Here is a 16,397-nt window from a genome sequence, read left to right as displayed (position 1 = left end):
AGGGGACGGATCAGCCGGTTCCGGTCGGGCTCTCCGCCGGACCGGGTCCGACCGGCTTGCGCCGGGCACCGACGACGGTGGCGGTGGCGGCTCCGGCGCCGGGCACCCGCTCGGACACGGCCGCGCCCCGGACCGACGGGTCCGGGACCGAGGCGTCCGGGCCGGACGCGGCCGGGTCCGACGGGTCCGGGACCGAGGCGTCCGGGCCGGACGCGGCCGGGTCCGACGGGTCCGGAGCGCCCGGAGCGCCCGGGTCCCGGGCGAACCGGGCGGTGCCCGGCGCGGCCGAGAGGGCGAGGTCGTACACGTCCAGCAGCTGCCGCGCGCTGCGGGCGATGTCGTAGCGGCGGACCACCGGCGGCGGGGGCAGCCGGCGCGCTCCCGCCTCCATGTGCCCGCGCAGCGCCGCGACCAGTTCCTCCGTGCCGGTGCCGATGCGGCGGGCTCCGGGGGCCTGGGCGGCAGGCAGGTCGTCGATGGCCGGGCAGGTCACGTGCAGGACGGGGAGTCCGGCGGCCAGCGCCTCCACGACCGCGAGCCCGAAGGCCTCCTCCCGCGACGGGGAGACGAAGACGTCCATGGCGGCCAGCAGCGCCGGGATGCCGGGGGTGCGGCCGTCCGCGCTGTCGCCCAGCGGGTCCCGCTCCCCGAGCAGGTGGATCCGGCTCTGCGCGCCGAGCTCGGCGGCCAGCCGGCGCAGCCCCGCCCGCTCCGGCCCGTCCCCGGCCAGCAGCAGGTGCGCCCCGGGCAGTGCGGCCACGGCCCGGACCAGGACGTCGAACCGCTTGCCCGGGACCAGCCGCCCGACCCCGCCGACGACGAAGGCGCGTTCGGGCAGGCCGGTCCGTGCCCGCGTGGCCCGCCGGACGCCCTCGTCGAAGCGGAAGCGGACGGCCTCGATCCCGTTGGGTACGACGTGCACCCGCGCGGCCGGCACCCCCCACCCCTCCAGCCGGGCGGCGACGGTGTCGGACACGGCCACCGTCGCCGCGCCGAGGCGTTCGCTGGCCAGGTACAGCGCCCGTACCCCGCCGGACAGCGGCCGGCCCTCGATCTCGCCCTCGCCGAGGGAGTGTTCGGTGGCCACGGTCGCCCCGGCGCCCGCGAGCCGGGCCGCGAGGCGCCCGTACACGCAGGCCCGGTACAGGTGGGTGTGCACGAGGTCGTACTGGCCGCGCCGGATGAACCGCACCAGCCGCGGCAGCGCCCCCAGGTCCCGGTTGCCGCGCATCCCCAGGTGCACGACCCGGACCCCGTCGGCGCGCAGCCCCTCGGCCACCGGCCCGGGGTTGGTCAGCGTCAGCACGTCGCACTGCATCGGCATGTGCCGCAGCAGCAGCCGCAGCTGCTGCTCGGCGCCACCGACGCCGAGGCCGGTGATGATGTGCAGCGCCTTCACCGGTACACCGCCCGGCGCAGCTCCCGCGCCTGGTGGCGCAGCTGCTTGATGCGCAGCCGGGCGCCGCCGTCGGCCTGGCTGACGTGGGTGCGCGGCAGGGCGTGCGGGCCGGTGAGCCGCCCGGGGGCGATGGCGCAGCCGTAGCCGTAGCCGGCGGCGCGGGTGGCGTCGACGACCCGGGCGTCGAGGTGCCCGTACGGGTAGCAGAACCCCTCGGGCAGGGCTCCGGTCAGCTCGCGCAGCAGGTCGCGGCTGCCCCGGAGCTCCTGCTGGAGGACGTCGTCGGCGGCCGCGGTGAGGTCCTGGTGGAGCAGCCCGTGCGAGCCGATCTCCTGTCCCGCGTCGGCGACCTCGCGGATGCCCTCGGCGGTGAGCAGGGACTTGCGCGGCCCCAGCGGGTCCCACACGTTGTCCACGCCGAGGCGCCCGGGCAGGACGAAGAGGGTGGAGGTGCAGTCGTAGCGGCGCAGCAGCGGCAGCGCGTGGGTCAGGAAGTCGGTGTAGCCGTCGTCGAAGGTCAGCCCGACCAGCCCGGCGCCGTGGCCGGCCGCGCGGGCCCGGAGCAGTTCGCCGACCGAGACCCCGCGCAGGCCGCGGGAGCGCAGCCACACCAGCTGGGCCTCCAGGACCTGCGGGGTCACGGTGATGCCGTACGGGTCCTCGGCGGGGTCGGTGAACTCGGCGACCGAGTGGTACATCAGGACCCATGGCGAAGCGGTCCGGCGGGTGGGGACCAGCGCGGCGGCGGGGGCCGTGTCGGTGTCAGCGGACATTGCGGAACCTCTGCGTGAACTGGGAGATCTGACCGGGCAGGGCGGTGACTTCGAGGGCGCGTATGGCCATGCCGGTGGCTCCGAACATGGCCGGGACCAGCAGGCAGCCGAGGGCTGCGCTGAGCATCGGGTCGGGGATCATGGGCGCGGCGATCCAGCCGGTGACGCAGGCGGCGACGGCGGCCACGGCGAGCCGTCCGATGCTGACGGCGACCCGGCGGACCTGGATGGCGATGATCCGCGAGCCGAGTCCGGTGAGCAGCAGGGCGGCGGTGGTGGAGATGCCGGCGGCGTTGGCGGCGGCGATCCCGTAGGTTCCCCACCAGCCGACGGCGAAGGCTCCGGCCACGATGTTGACGAGCAGTCCGGCACCCATCGCGAACGCCGGGAACCAGGTGGGCCGGGCGGTCGAGAAGAAGGGCCGGGACAGTGCCCCGACGAGGCAGTGGCCGAGCAGTCCGAATCCGTAGACCCGCATGACGGAGGCGGTGGCGAGGGTGTCCTGGTGGGTGAAGGCGCCGCGCTCGAAGAGGACCTGGATGATCTGGGGCGCGTAGCCGATGACGAGGGCGGTGCCCATGAGGACGGCGAGCGACGCCAGTGCGAGGTCCTGCTCCACCCGGCGCCGGGCCTTCTCCAGCTCCCCGCCGGCCATGGCCTGGGCGACGACGGGGAAGGTGACGGTGCAGATCATCAGGGAGAGCACCATCGGCATCTGCGCGACCTTCTGCGCGTAGTTGAGGTGCGAGATCGCCCCGGGCGGGAGCGAGGCGGCCAGGAACCGCTCGACGAGCACCTGCGACTGCCGGAAGACGGCGAAGAAGATCACGGGGGCGATGACCCCGAAGGCGATGAGGGTGGGGCGGTCGCGGTCGCGCTGGCTGCGCGGGGCCCTCTTGGCGCGGGGCGGGCCGAAGCCCACGTTGCGGATGAAGGCGGGCAGCTGGACGAGGACCATCAGCAGTCCGCCGACGGCCACCCCCGCGGCGGCCGCCCGCACGCCCCACAGGGCGTGCAGGGCGACCATGGTGCCGATGATCCCGACGTTGTACGAGACGTAGATCGCGGCGGGCGGCACGAAGGAGCGGTGGGCCCGCAGCGCGGCGCTGAAGTACCCGGCGATGCCGAAGGAGATGACGGTCAGGGCCGTCATCCGGGTGCACTGGACGGCCAGTGCGGGGTCGGGCAGGCCGGGCGCGAGCACGGCGACGACCGCCGGCGCGGCCACGATGAGCACGGAGGCGACGGCGGCCACGAACACGGCCAGCCGGGGCAGGGTCGCCCCCACGAGCAGCCGTACGGGGTCCTGCGCGCGGGCCTCCTGGCGGGTGAGGCCGGCCCGGCTGGCGGCCCGCCGGGCCAGGGCGTGGCTGAAGGCGGGCACCATCAGCAGCGCCATGGCGTCCTCGATGAGGAGCGTCGAGGCCATCTCGGGCACGGTCCAGGCGATCAGGAAGGCGTCGCTGTCGTGCCCGGCCCCGAAGAGGTGCGCGATGGTCTGGTCGCGCACCAGCCCGAACACCGCCCCGGCGGCGGTCAGCCCGGCGGTGACGGCGGCGGCCTTCGCCAGGAACCGGCCGAGCGGCGGACTCCCGCCGGGGGTGGCGGGATCGGGGAGCTCGGCGGACCCGCCCGTGCACCTCCCGCCGGGGGTGCCGGGCGCGGAAGGCCCGCCCGCGCCGCGGGCCCTGCCGAACCGGCCCCCGACGGGTGCCGCCTGGGCCCCACTGGGTGTGGCGGCTACGGAGGGCTCGCCCGCGCGACGGACACGGCCGGGCCGGCCGCCCGCCTGCGCCGGGGCTTCGGGCACGTCGGTCGGGGCGCCCGTGGCTCGCGCCGCCACCCGTACGCTGCGCCTTCCCGAGGCGCCGCCCGGATAGCCGGCGGAGCCGAACACGGGCTGCCGCACGGCCGGCTCACCGCCGGGCACGGCCCCGGCGACGAACCCGGGATCCACCGGACCCCGCGCACGCGCACCCGGCGCCGCGGGGGCTCCGGCCGAACGGGACGCCCCTGCGGCGACGCTGCGCCCCGGCACGGCGCGGGCGGCGAAGCCCGGATCCGACGACGCGGGGGCTCCCGTCGAACGGGTCCCCGCCGCGGAGCCGTTCCGCGCGGGCAGGGCGCCGGTGACGAACCCGGGGTCCGCCGAGCCGGGCGCACCCGGATCCTGTCCAGGGGCCGCACCGGGAAGGACCGGGCCCCGGCCAGATCCGGGCGTGCCGGGGCCGCCCTGGGCCGCGGGGGCTCCGGCCGGACCGGACCCCGCCGCAGGGCCGTTCCGGCCCGGGAGGGCGCCGGCGGCGTGCCCGCGGGCAGCGGCCGGGCGGGGTGTGCCGGGGGCGGACGGGACACGGGCGTGGCCCGCCCCGGCCGGGGGGCCGGAGGCGGGCCGCCAGGGCGTGGTGTCCGTCACCGGCGAGCCGCAACCCCGGGGGCCCTACCCCGTGCACCCGCACCGCCGGCGGCCCCGCGCAGTGGACCCGAGGCGCCCTGGGAGGGCAGCGCCCACCAGGCCGCCAGGCCGATGATCACTCCGGTCAGCACGGTGGACGGCCCCCCGATGTCGGCGTAGAGGAAGTCGGTCAGCTGCCACACGAACAGCCCCGTCGCGATCAGCCCGCAGTCCCGGATCCCCTCGCCGGCGGCGAGCCTCCGGAGCCCCGCGACCAGCAGCGCCGCCCAGCCGCCCGCCAGCGCGATCAGCCCGATCAGGCCCTGCTCGCTCAGGATCAGCAGGTACATGTTGTGCGGGGAGAGCAGCGGCTGGCGGAGGTACGCCTGCCCCGCGCCCGCGGTGTCACTGCCGGAGGAGAGCCCCAGCGAGGAGTGGCCGTCGCGGTGGGCGGGGAAGCCCTTCAGGCCCACCCCCACCGCCGGCCGCTCGCGCCACATCGACCCGGCCGCGGCCCACATCGTGTAGCGGTCGGTCACCGACTGGTCGGGGGCGCTGGAGACCTGGGTGATGGAGGTCAGCCGCTCGGCGACCATGTCGGAGCCGACGCCGAGCCCGCCCACCAGGACCACACCCGCCGCGGTGAGCGCGAGGAGCACCTTCAGCGCCCGCCGGATCCCGGCCAGCACCATCACCAGCACCGCCGCGCCGGCGGTGGCGATCCACACGCCCCGGCTGAACGACAGCACCAGCGGCAGCACCAGCGCCAGCGCCACGCCCCCGGCGATCCGCCGGACCCGCCGCGGCAGCCCCGGCGCCAGCGCGGCCGCGGTCGCCACGACCAGCCCGTACGCCACCACGGTGGCCATGCCCATGACGTCACCGGGGCCGAAGGTGCCCACGGCCCGGACGTCCTGGCCCTGGTAGGAGGCCCCGGTGTGGGTCACGTACTGCACGACCCCCACCGCGCCCTGCACCAGCGCGAGGACCACGAAGCACCCGGCGGCCAGCCGGAACTCCGCGGCGTCGCGCACCAGCAGCACCACGGCCGCCGGGACGAGCACGAAGACCTGGAGGTAGCGCACGAACCCGGGCAGGGCCGCGTATGGATCCCCCGCGGTCATCGTCGCGATCGCGAGGCCCACGGCCGGCGTGCCGAGCACGAGCACGCCCAGCGGGGTCAGCGTCCGCACCCGGCCGCGCAGCGCCTGCACCGCGCAGACGAACGCCAGCAGCAGCGAGGCGGCGTCGGCCGGGCCGACCTTCCCGGAGGCGGTCGCGTCCCCCGCCGGGAGCGGGGCGAGCAGGAACAGCACGGTCGCGGCCAGTGGCAGCAACGGCCAGTGCCGGCGCAGCAGTCCCGGCAGGTCGGGCCGGGCCCAGGGACCGGTGACGACGAGGCTCATCAGCTGCCCCCCAGCCGGAAGCGGAAGAAGGAGGCCGCGGTGCGGGCGAGGATCCACAGGTCCTGCCACAGCGACCAGGTGTCGATGTAGTGGTTGTCGAAGCGGGCCCGGTCCTCGATGGAGGTGTCCCCGCGCAGACCGTTGATCTGGGCGAGGCCGGTGATGCCGACGGGCATCCGGTGGCGGGCCTCGTAGCCGGGGTGGACGGTGGAGAACTTGGCGACGAAGAAGGGCCGTTCGGGGCGCGGGCCGACCAGGGCCATGTCACCGCGTACGACGTTCCACAGCTGCGGCAGCTCGTCGAGCGAGGACTTGCGCAGGAAGGAGCCGACCGGGCTCATCCCGCGGTCGCCCGCCACCGTCCAGCGGGTGGCGGCCTCGTGCGCGTCGGCGCGCAGGGTACGGAACTTCAGCAGGGTGAAGGGGCGCCCGTACAGGCCGACCCGCTCCTGCCGGAAGATCACCCCCGGCCCGTCCCAGAGCCGTACGGCCAGCGCGCACAGACCCATCACGGGCGCGGCGGCGATCAGCGCGACCAGGGCGAGCACGGAGTCGATGCCCCGCTTGGCCCAGCGCTCCAGCGGCCGGGCCGGGCGCGGCAGCAGCGGCTGCACGGCGTACCCCCACAGCTGGTCGGCGGGGTGCGCGAGGCGCATCCCGGTGACCTTGGCGGTGCCGGCCGGGTCGGCGAGCCACAGCCGGCAGCCGTGGTCGTGGAAGAGCCGGACGAGGGCGGCGGTGCGCTCGTCGGCCTCCGGGGGGCGGGTGAACACCGCGTGCCCGACGGAGTTCTGGATGACCGCGCGCCGGATGTCCTCGTGGGTGGCGAGCAGCGGCAGGGGGCCGCCGTCGCCCTCGGTGGCCACCGCGGTGTCGGCGATCCCGACGGGGCGCAGCCCGAACTCGGGGCGGCCGTGCAGGGCCGCGGCCACCGCGCTCGCCCCGGCGCCGGGTCCGACGACGAGGGCGGAGACGGGCCGGCGTACGGCCGCGCGGCGCTGGAGCTGGTTGACGAGGCCGCGTCCCGCGCAGACCAGGACGACCTGCAGGCAGACGGCGGTGAAGAGGGCGGTCCAGCCCAGGGCCCGCACCGGGTCGACGGCGGCCAGTACGGCGGCCGCCCCGCACCACAGGACGGCGGACCGTCCGGCCAGCGCGGGCAGTTCGAGGAGCGCGGAGGGGGCGAGCCGCGGCCGGTACAGCCCGGCCTGCGCGTGCAGCGCGGCGAGCAGCAGGGGGAGGGCGGCGACGACCGGCACCGCCACGGGGGCCGGCAGTGCCGGTCCGGGCAGGGTCGTCGCGGTGAGTACGGCGGCCAGCGTGTCGGCGGTGAGCAGCGGCAGTACCCGGCCGCGGCGACGGACCCGCTGCGGGCGTACGGCGGACCTGGCCTGGTCCGTCCTGGGCCCGCGCGGGGGGTGGATGGCGGTCGCGGAACGGCGGGCCGCCGCGTGTGGCGCGGGCGCGAAGGCGCTGCCGCCGGCGGGCCCCGTGCCGCCCTGCCCGGTGTGCCGGGCGGGTGCGCTGTCCATCGTCATCGGCTGATGCGCTCCTGGTTCAAGGGCCGGGGCCTGCCCAGCAGTTCGTGGTATAGGCCGGTGACCGCTTCCGTGGTCCGCCGCACGTCGAAGTCGGTCCGTGCGTGCTGCCGTGCTTGCTCCCCCAGTTCGGCGAGGAGCCGCGGCTCGGCGAGCAGCCGTCCCAGGGCCTTGGCCAGCGCCGTCGGGTCCTCCGGCGGCACCAGGCACAGGCGTCCCTGGCCGGGCGGCAGGCTCTCCCGGGCGCCGCTGACGTCGGAGACCAGGACCGGGCGACCGCAGGCCATGGCTTCGAGCGGGGCGAGCGCCATGCCTTCCCACCGCGACGGCAGTACAACGAGATCGGCGGCCCGAAGCCACGGTCGGATGTCGGCGGCGGCGCCCGCGAAGTGCACCCCGTGCGGGGCCGTGTGGCGCAGCCGTTCGGTGTCGGGGCCGTCGCCGACGAGGGCGAGGCTGGCTCCCGGGACGGTGCCCAGCAGCTCGGGCCAGGCCCGCAGCAGGATGTCCTGCCCCTTCTGGAGGCAGATCCGGCCGACGCAGACGGCGAGCAGACCCCCGTCTGCCAGGCCGCCCCGGAAGGCGGCGGGCAGCGGCAGTTCGGCGCGTGCCCGGGCCCTGTCCTGTCCTGGGTCCGGCCCGCCGGGGCGGAAGTGGTCCAGGTCCACGCCGTTGCGGATCACCGACCACCGGGCGGTGATGCCCTCGGTCTCGCCCGCGCGGCGTTCGGCCTCGCTGACACAGAGCACCCGGTCGGCCCAGCGGGCCCCGTACCGCTCCCAGCGCAGGGCGAGCGCGGCGGTGGCCCCGCCGACCGCGTCGAAGGACCAGGCGTGGGGCTGGAAGACGGTGGGCACGGCGCCGCGCGCGGCGAGCCGCCCGGCGAGTCCGGCCTTGGCGCTGTGGGCGTGCAGCAGGTCGGGGCGCACCTGGCGGAGCAGCCGCCGGGCGCCGATCAGCTCGGCGGGCAGCCCGGGCCCGGGGGCCCGCCCGGCCCGCCAGGTGAGGACTTCGGCCCCGGCGGCGCGGGCGGCGTCGCCGAGGGTGCCGCCGGGCGGGCAGCCGACGACGGTGCGGAGACCGTCGGCGGTCTGTGCGCGGACGAGGTCGGTGACGACCCTGGCCACGCCTCCGTCGACGGGCTGTACGAGATGGAGGACGGTCGTGGGCTGTGCCGCCCGAGGTTGTGTGGGCACGTGGAGTGGTCTCCTACGTTCAGCGGCGCGCGTCTGTCTGAACGAAGAGCACACCGAGGAAATGACCCTGACTTTCACCCGTGAACCTGAAGTTCAGACTGCGGGCTCCACCGGACAGTGCGGGACTCAGGTCGAACACGTCCGCGTCATATCCGAGATTGTTCACATGTTCGGGCTGTCGCACGAACGGTCGGTCGCCGAATTCCGTGATCGTGGAATTCATCACATCATTAAAAGGATTTTCTGCGTCGCTGAGGCTCACCCGGCGCCCGCTGTCGGCCGTCACGGTGAGTGAATCTCCCAGAGTGCCCCGGTCGCCGTCGTACGCGACCACCCCGACCCGGCCCGCGGACCCGGCCGGCGCGTCCAGACCCTCGATCTGGACCGTTCCGTCGCCCGCCCGGGCGGCGATCCCCTCGAAGCCGTCCCACAGCGAGATCCGGCGGACCGGCTCCTGCGGGTGCTCGTAGGCGACGACCAGCGTCCAGCCGCCCCAGGCCCCCACCTCGGAGTGGCCCATGGCGATGTTGAGCTGGGCCACCGTCCACATGCCGGCGCCGCCCTTGCGGACCAGCGGGGTCACGTCGGCGGAGGCCTGGTAGGCATCGCTGCCCGCGTCCGTGCGGTGGCCCATCACCGTGTCGGCGAGGACCTCCTTGTACTCGCCGCTGGGCTCGGCGACCAGCACCCGGCCGTTGTCCTCCGGCGGCTTCTGCTCGCCCACCCGCAGGTTCCCGCCCCAGTAGAGACGGGCGTACGAGACCTTCGCGCCCTGGGGGACCTTGAGCTCGGCGCGGGTGGAGTTGTAGGTGTCCGGATCCTTGTCGACCTCGCTGTAGAACATCTCGAAGTCGCTGTTGACGCCGGCCGCGCCGCGCTTGACCTCGGCGCACGGCTCGGCCTGCGGGGACTCCTCCTTGCGGCAGCTGATGCCGGAGTTGGAGGCCCGTACCAGCCCGCCGTGTTGCACGGCCTGGTAACGCTGGGTGAACGGCACCCGCGGCAGCTCCTTGGGAGCGGGCGCCGCCCACGCCGCCGGGGCGTTCACGGAAAGGGTCAGGCAGGACAGCAGACCGAACGTGCCGAGGATTCTGCGGGAGGAACCCATGACCCTGTCTCCATTTTCGATCAAGGGGACAAAACAGGAGTGAACTTTGGCAGAAATCGGGCGGGAAATCACGCCGGACTCGCTCGTACGGCCTTTTGGGCGATCGGACGCACCCTCGGAACGGGCGGGTCGTTATGCGGTGCACCATTGTTCGAACCGAAAGGAAATGCGGAGATGAAGAAGAAGCTGGCACGCGGCACCACCATCGCCGTCGCGGGCGCCGCCGTGCTGCTGGGCGGCGCGGGCCTCGCCTCCGCGCACGGCGGGGACGGAGCCACGGCCAACGGCGTCACCGCCGGGTCCCCCGGCGTCCTGAGCGGCAACCTGCTCCAGGTCCCCGTCGACGTCCCGGTGAACGTCTGCGGCAACACCGTGAACGTGATCGCCCTGCTGAACCCCTCGTTCGGCAACACCTGCGTGAACGCCTGACCGTCAACCGCGTCGGCCGAAACGGCTGCATCCGGGTGAATGCACGCAACCCGAGCCGGGGCCGAGCCGTTGATCCGGTTGCTCCGCTACCGGGCAATCCTGCAAAAAAGGGACCACAATGATCAAGAAGATGATGGCCTCGGCCGCGGTTGCCGCCTCGGTCGTGGGCATCGGTGCCGCCATGGCTCCCCAGGCGATGGCCATCGGCAACGACGGCGGCGTCACCAGCGTCAACGGGAACAACGCCGCGCAGATCTACGGCAACCAGGCCACCTACGGCAACATGAGCCCGCAGATGGCGCTGATCCAGGGCTCCTTCAACAAGCCCTGCATCGCCCTCCCCGCGAAGGCCAACGTGCAGTCCGTCCTGGCCCTGGTCAACGTCGGCGTCCAGGACGTCCCGATCCTGTCGAACCCGCAGAACCAGCAGTGCACCGAGAACTCCACCCAGGCCAAGGGCGATGAGGCCCTCTCGCACATCCTGGACAACATCCCGGTCCTGTCCGGCAACGTGTCCCAGGGCAGCTGACCCGAGCCGTGCCAGCGAGGCCGTCGCACCTTCGGGTCGCGGCGGCCTCGCCGCGTGTGGAGCCGGGCCGTACCGTCCGGGAAATTCACGACAAAAAACCGCCCGGGCGCCCCGAATTCAAGCCGGGCATCGGAGTGAATTGCCGGGCACCCGCCGAAAATGTGCGGTTTCTTTTCCCCGGGCCGCTCGTTGTTAATTCTGCAGTGGATACGCCCCTGCGGGAAGGATCGAAATCAAAATGACGTACAAGAAGGCAGTGGTGCTGGCCGCCGGCGCCCTGATGGCAGTCGGTGCAGCCTCCCCCGCCATGGCCGACGCGGACGCAGCAGGCAAGGCCGTGGGTTCCCCCGGCGTCCTGTCCGGCAACCTGCTCCAGGTTCCCGTGCACGTCCCGGTCAACGTCTGCGGCAACACCGTGAACATCATCGCGCTGCTGAACCCCTCGTTCGGCAACGTCTGCGTCAACGCCTGACGAAGCGCCTGCCCGCAAGGGCAAACCTCCTCGGGGTGGCCTCGGAGTGCACGGCGGTGCACTCCGAGGCCACCTTCGATTCAGCACCGGCCGCAGCGCCGGTAGACAGGGAAGGACCCATGCGACAGGTACTGAGCCGACAGGTACTGGGCAAGGGGATGCTCACGGCGGCGGCCGCGTCGAGCCTGCTGTCGATCGCGACCGGCGCGGCGTACGCGCACTCCGGGGCGACGGCCGAGGTCTCGCATTCGCCGGGTGTGCTGGCCGGCAACAGCGTCTCGGTACCCATCACCTTCGCGCCGAACGTGTGCGGCAACAGCGTGGACGGCGGTGCGGCGCTCAACCCTGCGATGGGGAACACCTGCGCCACCTCCACCGGCTCGCACACCGACGACGGCTACGACTACGGGCGCTACCTCAGCCCCGAGAACGCCGAGGCCTTCGAGCGCTACCTCGAAGAGCGCCCGGGCCGGCACGCGGTACCGGAACAGCGCCAGGAGTCGCGGCCCCACGAGGCACCGCGGCACGAGGCGTCCCGGAACGACGGGCCCCGCCCCGGCGGTCCCCGGCACGCGAAGCCGCGCCACGAGGAGCCGCGCCACGAGGGAGGCTACGGCGAGGAGCAGGGCGGGGAGGAGGGCAAGGACGAGGAGTGCGACGACCACCCCGGGTCCGCGCCGCCTCCGCCCGAGCACCACGCGCCCGCGCCCGCGCCCGACGAGCCGCACCCGATGCCGGAGCCCGTGGAGGAGCAGCCCGCACCGCTGCCCGCCCCGGAGCCCTTCCCGGCACCGGCCGAGGAGCCGCCGCACACGCTTCCGGCCCCGGCGCCCGTCGTGGACGAGGGTCCCGCGCCCCGGCCGCCGCACGGGCGCCAGCCCGTGGAGCACCCTGCGCCCGTCCCGGCGCCGGCACCCGAGGTCGTGCCGCCCGCGGACCAGCCCCCGGCCGCCCCGGCTCCGGCTCCCGCCCCGGGACCGGCGCAGGCTCCGGTTCCCGCTCCGGCGCACGTGACCGCGCCCGTGCTGGCGGAGACCGGCGCGGGTCAGCCCGCGGCCGCGGCGGCCCTCGCCACGGCTCTCATCCTGGGCGGCGCCATTCTGTACCGGCGCTCCCGTATCGCCTGACGGGCAATAACGGTAATCAGAAGAAATATCGGCCGGAGAATCCTCGTCGGATTCTCCGGCCGCTGCATGACCGCGTTCTTCACCGCGCACTCGTTCGCGTTTCCGCAGCGTCGGGGAATCGTTACCCAGGACGAAAGCGGCGCGACGGTCGCCGCTGACGCCTCTGTCCACGAAAAAGAAGAGGATTTCGATAATGAAGCTCACGAAGGTCGCCGCTGTCGTCGCTGGCTCCGTCGCCGCCCTCGGCGCCTCCACCACCGCCTTCGCCGCCGAGCCCCCGGCCGCGATGCCCCCCATGAGCCTGACCAGCGGGGCGACGGAGGCGCTCAACGCCGTCGGGCCGTTCACCGAGTCGGCCCCGCAGACGGTGGGCAACGCGCTGGCCGAGCAGGGCGAGTCCGTCAACAAGGTCGTGGACACGGCCCAGCGGGTCAACAAGGTCCGCAACGAAGTGCCCGGCACCGTACTGGGCCTCGCGAACGGTGCCACCCAGGCCTCCCCGCTGCTCGGCGGAGTGAAGCTCAACGGCGGCCAGGGCTGAACCGCCCCTTCTGAAACGCGTGCCGACACGACTGTGGGCGCCACCGGCCAGGCCGGGGCGCCCACAGTCGGTCGTGCAGTGAACGTCAGTCGTTGAAGCAGTGGTTGCCGAACGCAGGGTTCAGCGCACCGATGATGTTCACGGTGTTGCCACAGATGTTGACCGGGACGTGCACCGGCACCTGCAGCAGGTTGCCGGACAGGACGCCGGGGGAACCCACGGCCGCGCCCTCGGCCTGCGAGTCGGCGACGGCGGAGCCGGCGGCACCGGCCGCAGCGAGACCAGCGGTGGCCAGGACCAGGGCGGCCTTCTTGGCAGAGTTCATGGGAAGTGCACCTTCTGTTCGATGTTCTGCCCCGATCCGGGGCTCACATCGAGCGAAACGGTCCACCCTCCCATGACGACACGGCCACGCGCACGATCAGACCTGTTCGGCTCAATTGTCGTAACCATGCGGCGGGTTCCCGGTCGTCCCGCGCCCTACGGCAGGGCGGGAAGGTCCGGGATGTCCGGAATCTCGGGGATCTCGGGGATCTCGGGGATCTCGGGGATCTCGGGGATCGCGGGGAGCTCGGGGATCGCGGGGAGCTCGGGGACTGCGGGGAGTGCAGGGACTGCGGGGAGTGCAGGGACTGCCGGAAGCTCCGGGACCGCCGGAAGCTCCGGGACCGCGGGCACCGCAGGCACGGCGGGCACCTCAGGAACCGCGGGCACCGCGGGGATCAGGTCGGACAGGTCGGGGAGCTGCAGGTCCGGGAGCTTCGGCAGCTCGATCGGCGGCAGTTTCACCCCGTCCGGCAGCAGGCCTCCCACGGACGCGAGCAGGTCCTGCAGGGTCTTGGTGAGGCCCGCGAGCAGGTCGTCGATCGGACCGGCCGCCGCCGCGCGCCGCTCGATCTTGTCGACCTGCTGCTGGACGGAGGCCACTCGGCCGTTGAGCGCGGCGGAGCCGTCACCGTCCGCGGCGCCCGCGGGGGCAGCCGCGCCGGACAGTATGACGACGGCGAGGGCCGACGGGACGAGGAGGCGGGCGCGGGACGGCTTCGTACGGCGCATGAGCGTTCCTTCTGGGTGGTGGCACACAAACGGACCCGAATGATCCGCTTCCTCACCCACCGTGCGAACACCTCGTACGGAGCGCAACCGGAACCTGAGCGCTTGCGGGCTGCGTACGGGCTTCGCGCACGTGTCCGCAGGCCACTCACCCGGGCCGGGGAAAAGCTCGGCGCTCGCACGCCGTTTGAGTGAAGGACCGGAACCAACCCTCTGACAGGGCAGTTGACCAGGGCGCTCCATCAGCGGGCACTCGTGCGACAGAAGGATCAAGATGTTCAAGAAGTTCATGACCGCCGCCGCGGTCTCCGCCGTTGCCGTCGGCGCGGGCGCTGCTGCTGCGGCCCCGGCCATGGCGATCGGCAACGACAACGGGGTCACCACCGTCAACGGCAACGGTGCCCAGCAGATCTACGGCAACCAGAAGACCCACGGTGACCTGAGCCCGCAGCTCGGCCTGGTCCAGGGCACCCTGAACAAGCCCTGCATCGGCCTGCCGGCGAAGCTCAACGCCCAGTCGCTGATCGCCGCGCTCAACATCGGCGTCCAGGACATCCCGATCGCGTCGAACCCGCAGAACCAGCAGTGCACCGAGAACTCCACCCAGGCCAAGGGCGACGAGACGCTCTCGCACATCCTGGACAACATCCCGATCCTGTCGGGCAACGCCTCCGTCGGCAGCTGATTTCCGCTGCCCGCGCCCTTCGGGGCGATCGCGGGACGAAGTGACGAGGGCCCCGGCGGCGTCCAGCCGCCGGGGCCCTCGCACGTGCCGTGCCGTAACTTCCGCCCGCGGTCAGCCGGTCCAGAAGTCCCACCACCGGGTGAGGACCAGCATGCCGATCACTCCGATGTGCAGGGCGGGCGGGGCCCAGCCGAACTCGGTGAAGAAGCCCCGCACCGGGCCGGGGGCGGGCAGGGCGCGCGTACGGACGTTGTGCGCGGTGACCGCCCAGAACATCAGCAGGGTCGCCACCCAGGCCAGGCAGCACCACAGGCACAGCGCGTTGATCTCGTAGAGCGACTGGACCATCAGCCAGGTGCAGAAGCCGACGCCGAAGAGCGTGCCGGCGTTCAGTCCGAGCCAGAACCAGCCGCGGTAGCGGGCGCCGGCCAGCAGGCCCGCCCCGACGCACACCACGACGGCGTACCCGAGGAGCCCCAGCATCGGATTGGGGAAGCCGAAGGCCGCCGCCTGCTCGCTCTGCATCACGCTGCCGCACGAGACGACCGGGTTCAGACTGCAGGCGGGCTTGAAGTCCGGGTCCTCCAGCAGGAGGAACTTGTCGAGGGTGATCACCCAGGAGGCCAGCAGCCCGGCCGCCCCGGTGAGGGCCAGCAGCCAGGCCAACCCTCTGGGCGGGGTGTCCCGTTCGCCCTCGTGTCCACTGCGGGGCCGTTCCTGCTGGCGCGGGACGCCCACTGTATTCGTTGCCATGCGGCCCATAGTCCCGCGCTCCCGCACAGAGCGGGCCTAACCGTGCCCATCCGTACGCAAGTTGACCTGAAGGGGTGGCGGGAACCTCCGATGCTTCCCGGACGTTTTGCCGAACCCCGGACGTGATGTCAGAGCCAGGGGTTACGTTGAGCTTCCGCGAAGTGACAAGCTGCGACGGCCTGGAGACCCACCTTGAGCGATCCGTACGAGACAACCGAGGCGCACCTCGAACGACTCCTCGGCCGCGCCCTCAACTCCTTCGACCTGCCGGACAGGTTGGTCGAGCGCCTCGGCACGGCGCTCGCCCACAGCTCTTCGCTCTACACCACCCACCGCAGCCCGGCGACGGGGGTCTGGCGGGAGACCCACCGGCACACCTATCTGCTGGCCGACGGCGGTTCGGTCTCCCTGTGGGAGCTTTCGTACCTGCTGGAGGGCGAACGCGGGGTCCGCCACGAGGTCTTCGCGAGCAAGGCGGAGACGTGCCTGGCGGTGTCCCGGCTGTTCGGAGAGGCCTCCGCCGGGGCGGCTCCCGATCCGGTGCTGCTGCCGGGAGACGAGGAGCCGGAGAACGACATGGCGGTGCTGAGCGAGCTGTTCGCGGACCCGGCACCGGCCCGGCGGCACCGGGACTACGCGGTGGAGCAGTCCGCCGACCACGCCCGGCGGGTGCTGCGCCGCGCGGAGAACGGGGACCGGCCCGGGGAGCCGGTGGCGGCCCTGCTCCGGTCGGCGTACGCGCACCGGATCACGCAGGCGTTCGGCGGCCGGCAGTCCCTTTCGGACGGCCGGGACGCCGGCTTCAGCCTGTACGAGCACGCCTTCGTGCTGGTGGACGGGACCGAGGTCAGCCTCTGGGAGGTCGAGCACACGGCGACGCCCGACGGACGGCACATGTGCGAGGTGTACGAGAGCGAGGCGGCCGCGCGCGAAGCCATGGAACTCCGCGCCCGCGTGCGCTGACGCTCCGCCGGGGTCGGCGGAAGGAGATGC

The 16,397-nt window shown here is 73.7% G+C and carries 17 protein-coding genes; 7 read left to right on the top strand and 10 right to left on the bottom strand.

Annotation, left to right across the window (positions count from 1 at the left end; genetic code table 11):
• Positions 1 to 10 precede the first annotated feature (10 nt).
• From RIU97_RS24060 to RIU97_RS24030, 7 genes are all read right to left on the bottom strand, one after another.
• Complete coding sequence (locus RIU97_RS24060; protein WP_404959655.1) at positions 11 to 1,399, bottom strand: glycosyltransferase; 1,389 nt, start codon at positions 1,397 to 1,399, stop codon at positions 11 to 13.
• Positions 1,396 to 2,172 (bottom strand): polysaccharide deacetylase family protein, encoded by a 777-nt coding sequence (locus RIU97_RS24055; RefSeq protein ID WP_404959654.1) that lies wholly within the window; start codon positions 2,170 to 2,172, stop codon positions 1,396 to 1,398. The genes RIU97_RS24060 and RIU97_RS24055 overlap by 4 nt, the downstream gene beginning before the upstream one ends.
• A complete protein-coding gene (locus tag RIU97_RS24050; RefSeq protein WP_404959653.1) occupies positions 2,162 to 4,081 on the bottom strand; it encodes a lipid II flippase MurJ in 1,920 nt (639 codons plus the stop codon). Before RIU97_RS24050 ends, RIU97_RS24055 begins: the two co-directional genes overlap by 11 nt.
• Before the next feature lie 503 nt (positions 4,082 to 4,584).
• Complete coding sequence (locus tag RIU97_RS24045; protein WP_404959652.1) at positions 4,585 to 5,973, bottom strand: O-antigen ligase family protein; 1,389 nt, start codon at positions 5,971 to 5,973, stop codon at positions 4,585 to 4,587.
• On the bottom strand, positions 5,973 to 7,511 hold the full coding sequence (locus RIU97_RS24040) for an exopolysaccharide biosynthesis polyprenyl glycosylphosphotransferase (RefSeq protein WP_404959651.1): 1,539 nt from the start codon (positions 7,509 to 7,511) through the stop codon (positions 5,973 to 5,975). The genes RIU97_RS24045 and RIU97_RS24040 overlap by 1 nt, the downstream gene beginning before the upstream one ends.
• On the bottom strand, positions 7,508 to 8,707 hold the full coding sequence (locus RIU97_RS24035) for a glycosyltransferase (protein WP_404959650.1): 1,200 nt from the start codon (positions 8,705 to 8,707) through the stop codon (positions 7,508 to 7,510). The genes RIU97_RS24040 and RIU97_RS24035 overlap by 4 nt, the downstream gene beginning before the upstream one ends.
• A 19-nt stretch (positions 8,708 to 8,726) precedes the next feature.
• A complete protein-coding gene (locus RIU97_RS24030) occupies positions 8,727 to 9,815 on the bottom strand; it encodes a DUF3344 domain-containing protein (protein WP_404959649.1) in 1,089 nt (362 codons plus the stop codon).
• A gap of 174 nt (positions 9,816 to 9,989) precedes the next feature.
• Here RIU97_RS24030 and RIU97_RS24025 point away from each other — a divergent pair, with 174 nt between their 5' ends.
• The 5 genes from RIU97_RS24025 (at position 9,990) to RIU97_RS24005 (ending at position 12,913) form a co-directional block, all read left to right on the top strand.
• Entirely contained in the window at positions 9,990 to 10,244 is a 255-nt protein-coding gene (locus tag RIU97_RS24025; RefSeq protein ID WP_404959648.1) for a chaplin, read from the top strand.
• A gap of 118 nt (positions 10,245 to 10,362) precedes the next feature.
• On the top strand, positions 10,363 to 10,773 hold the full coding sequence (locus RIU97_RS24020; protein WP_404959647.1) for a rodlin: 411 nt from the start codon (positions 10,363 to 10,365) through the stop codon (positions 10,771 to 10,773).
• A gap of 238 nt (positions 10,774 to 11,011) precedes the next feature.
• Positions 11,012 to 11,245, top strand: coding sequence for a chaplin (locus tag RIU97_RS24015; protein WP_351288079.1), 234 nt, complete (start codon positions 11,012 to 11,014; stop codon positions 11,243 to 11,245).
• Between the two features lie 119 nt (positions 11,246 to 11,364).
• Positions 11,365 to 12,372 (top strand): chaplin, encoded by a 1,008-nt coding sequence (locus RIU97_RS24010; protein ID WP_404959646.1) that lies wholly within the window; start codon positions 11,365 to 11,367, stop codon positions 12,370 to 12,372.
• Positions 12,373 to 12,565: 193 nt separating this feature from the next.
• Entirely contained in the window at positions 12,566 to 12,913 is a 348-nt protein-coding gene (locus tag RIU97_RS24005) for a hypothetical protein (protein ID WP_404959645.1), read from the top strand.
• 85 nt (positions 12,914 to 12,998) lie between these two features.
• Here the strand turns inward: RIU97_RS24005 and RIU97_RS24000 are convergent, their stop codons facing one another.
• Complete coding sequence (locus tag RIU97_RS24000; RefSeq protein WP_404959644.1) at positions 12,999 to 13,238, bottom strand: chaplin; 240 nt, start codon at positions 13,236 to 13,238, stop codon at positions 12,999 to 13,001.
• Between the two features lie 155 nt (positions 13,239 to 13,393).
• Positions 13,394 to 13,969: a hypothetical protein gene (locus RIU97_RS23995; protein WP_404959643.1), complete on the bottom strand. Its 576-nt coding sequence runs from the start codon at positions 13,967 to 13,969 to the stop codon at positions 13,394 to 13,396.
• A 271-nt stretch (positions 13,970 to 14,240) separates the two neighbouring features.
• Here RIU97_RS23995 and RIU97_RS23990 point away from each other — a divergent pair, with 271 nt between their 5' ends.
• Positions 14,241 to 14,651: a rodlin gene (locus tag RIU97_RS23990; protein WP_404959642.1), complete on the top strand. Its 411-nt coding sequence runs from the start codon at positions 14,241 to 14,243 to the stop codon at positions 14,649 to 14,651.
• Between the two features lie 111 nt (positions 14,652 to 14,762).
• Here RIU97_RS23990 and RIU97_RS23985 read toward each other — a convergent pair whose 3' ends face one another.
• Positions 14,763 to 15,404 (bottom strand): vitamin K epoxide reductase family protein, encoded by a 642-nt coding sequence (locus RIU97_RS23985; protein WP_404959641.1) that lies wholly within the window; start codon positions 15,402 to 15,404, stop codon positions 14,763 to 14,765.
• A gap of 192 nt (positions 15,405 to 15,596) precedes the next feature.
• Here RIU97_RS23985 and RIU97_RS23980 point away from each other — a divergent pair, with 192 nt between their 5' ends.
• Positions 15,597 to 16,367: a DUF6227 family protein gene (locus tag RIU97_RS23980; protein WP_404959640.1), complete on the top strand. Its 771-nt coding sequence runs from the start codon at positions 15,597 to 15,599 to the stop codon at positions 16,365 to 16,367.
• Positions 16,368 to 16,397 lie beyond the last annotated feature (30 nt).

The organism is Streptomyces sp. 147326, assembly GCF_045000215.1.
In the GTDB taxonomy this organism is placed as follows: Bacteria; Actinomycetota; Actinomycetes; order Streptomycetales; family Streptomycetaceae; genus Streptomyces.
The sequence above is the reverse complement of the archived record's forward strand: the minus strand, read 5'-3'. Positions and strand labels throughout refer to the sequence as shown.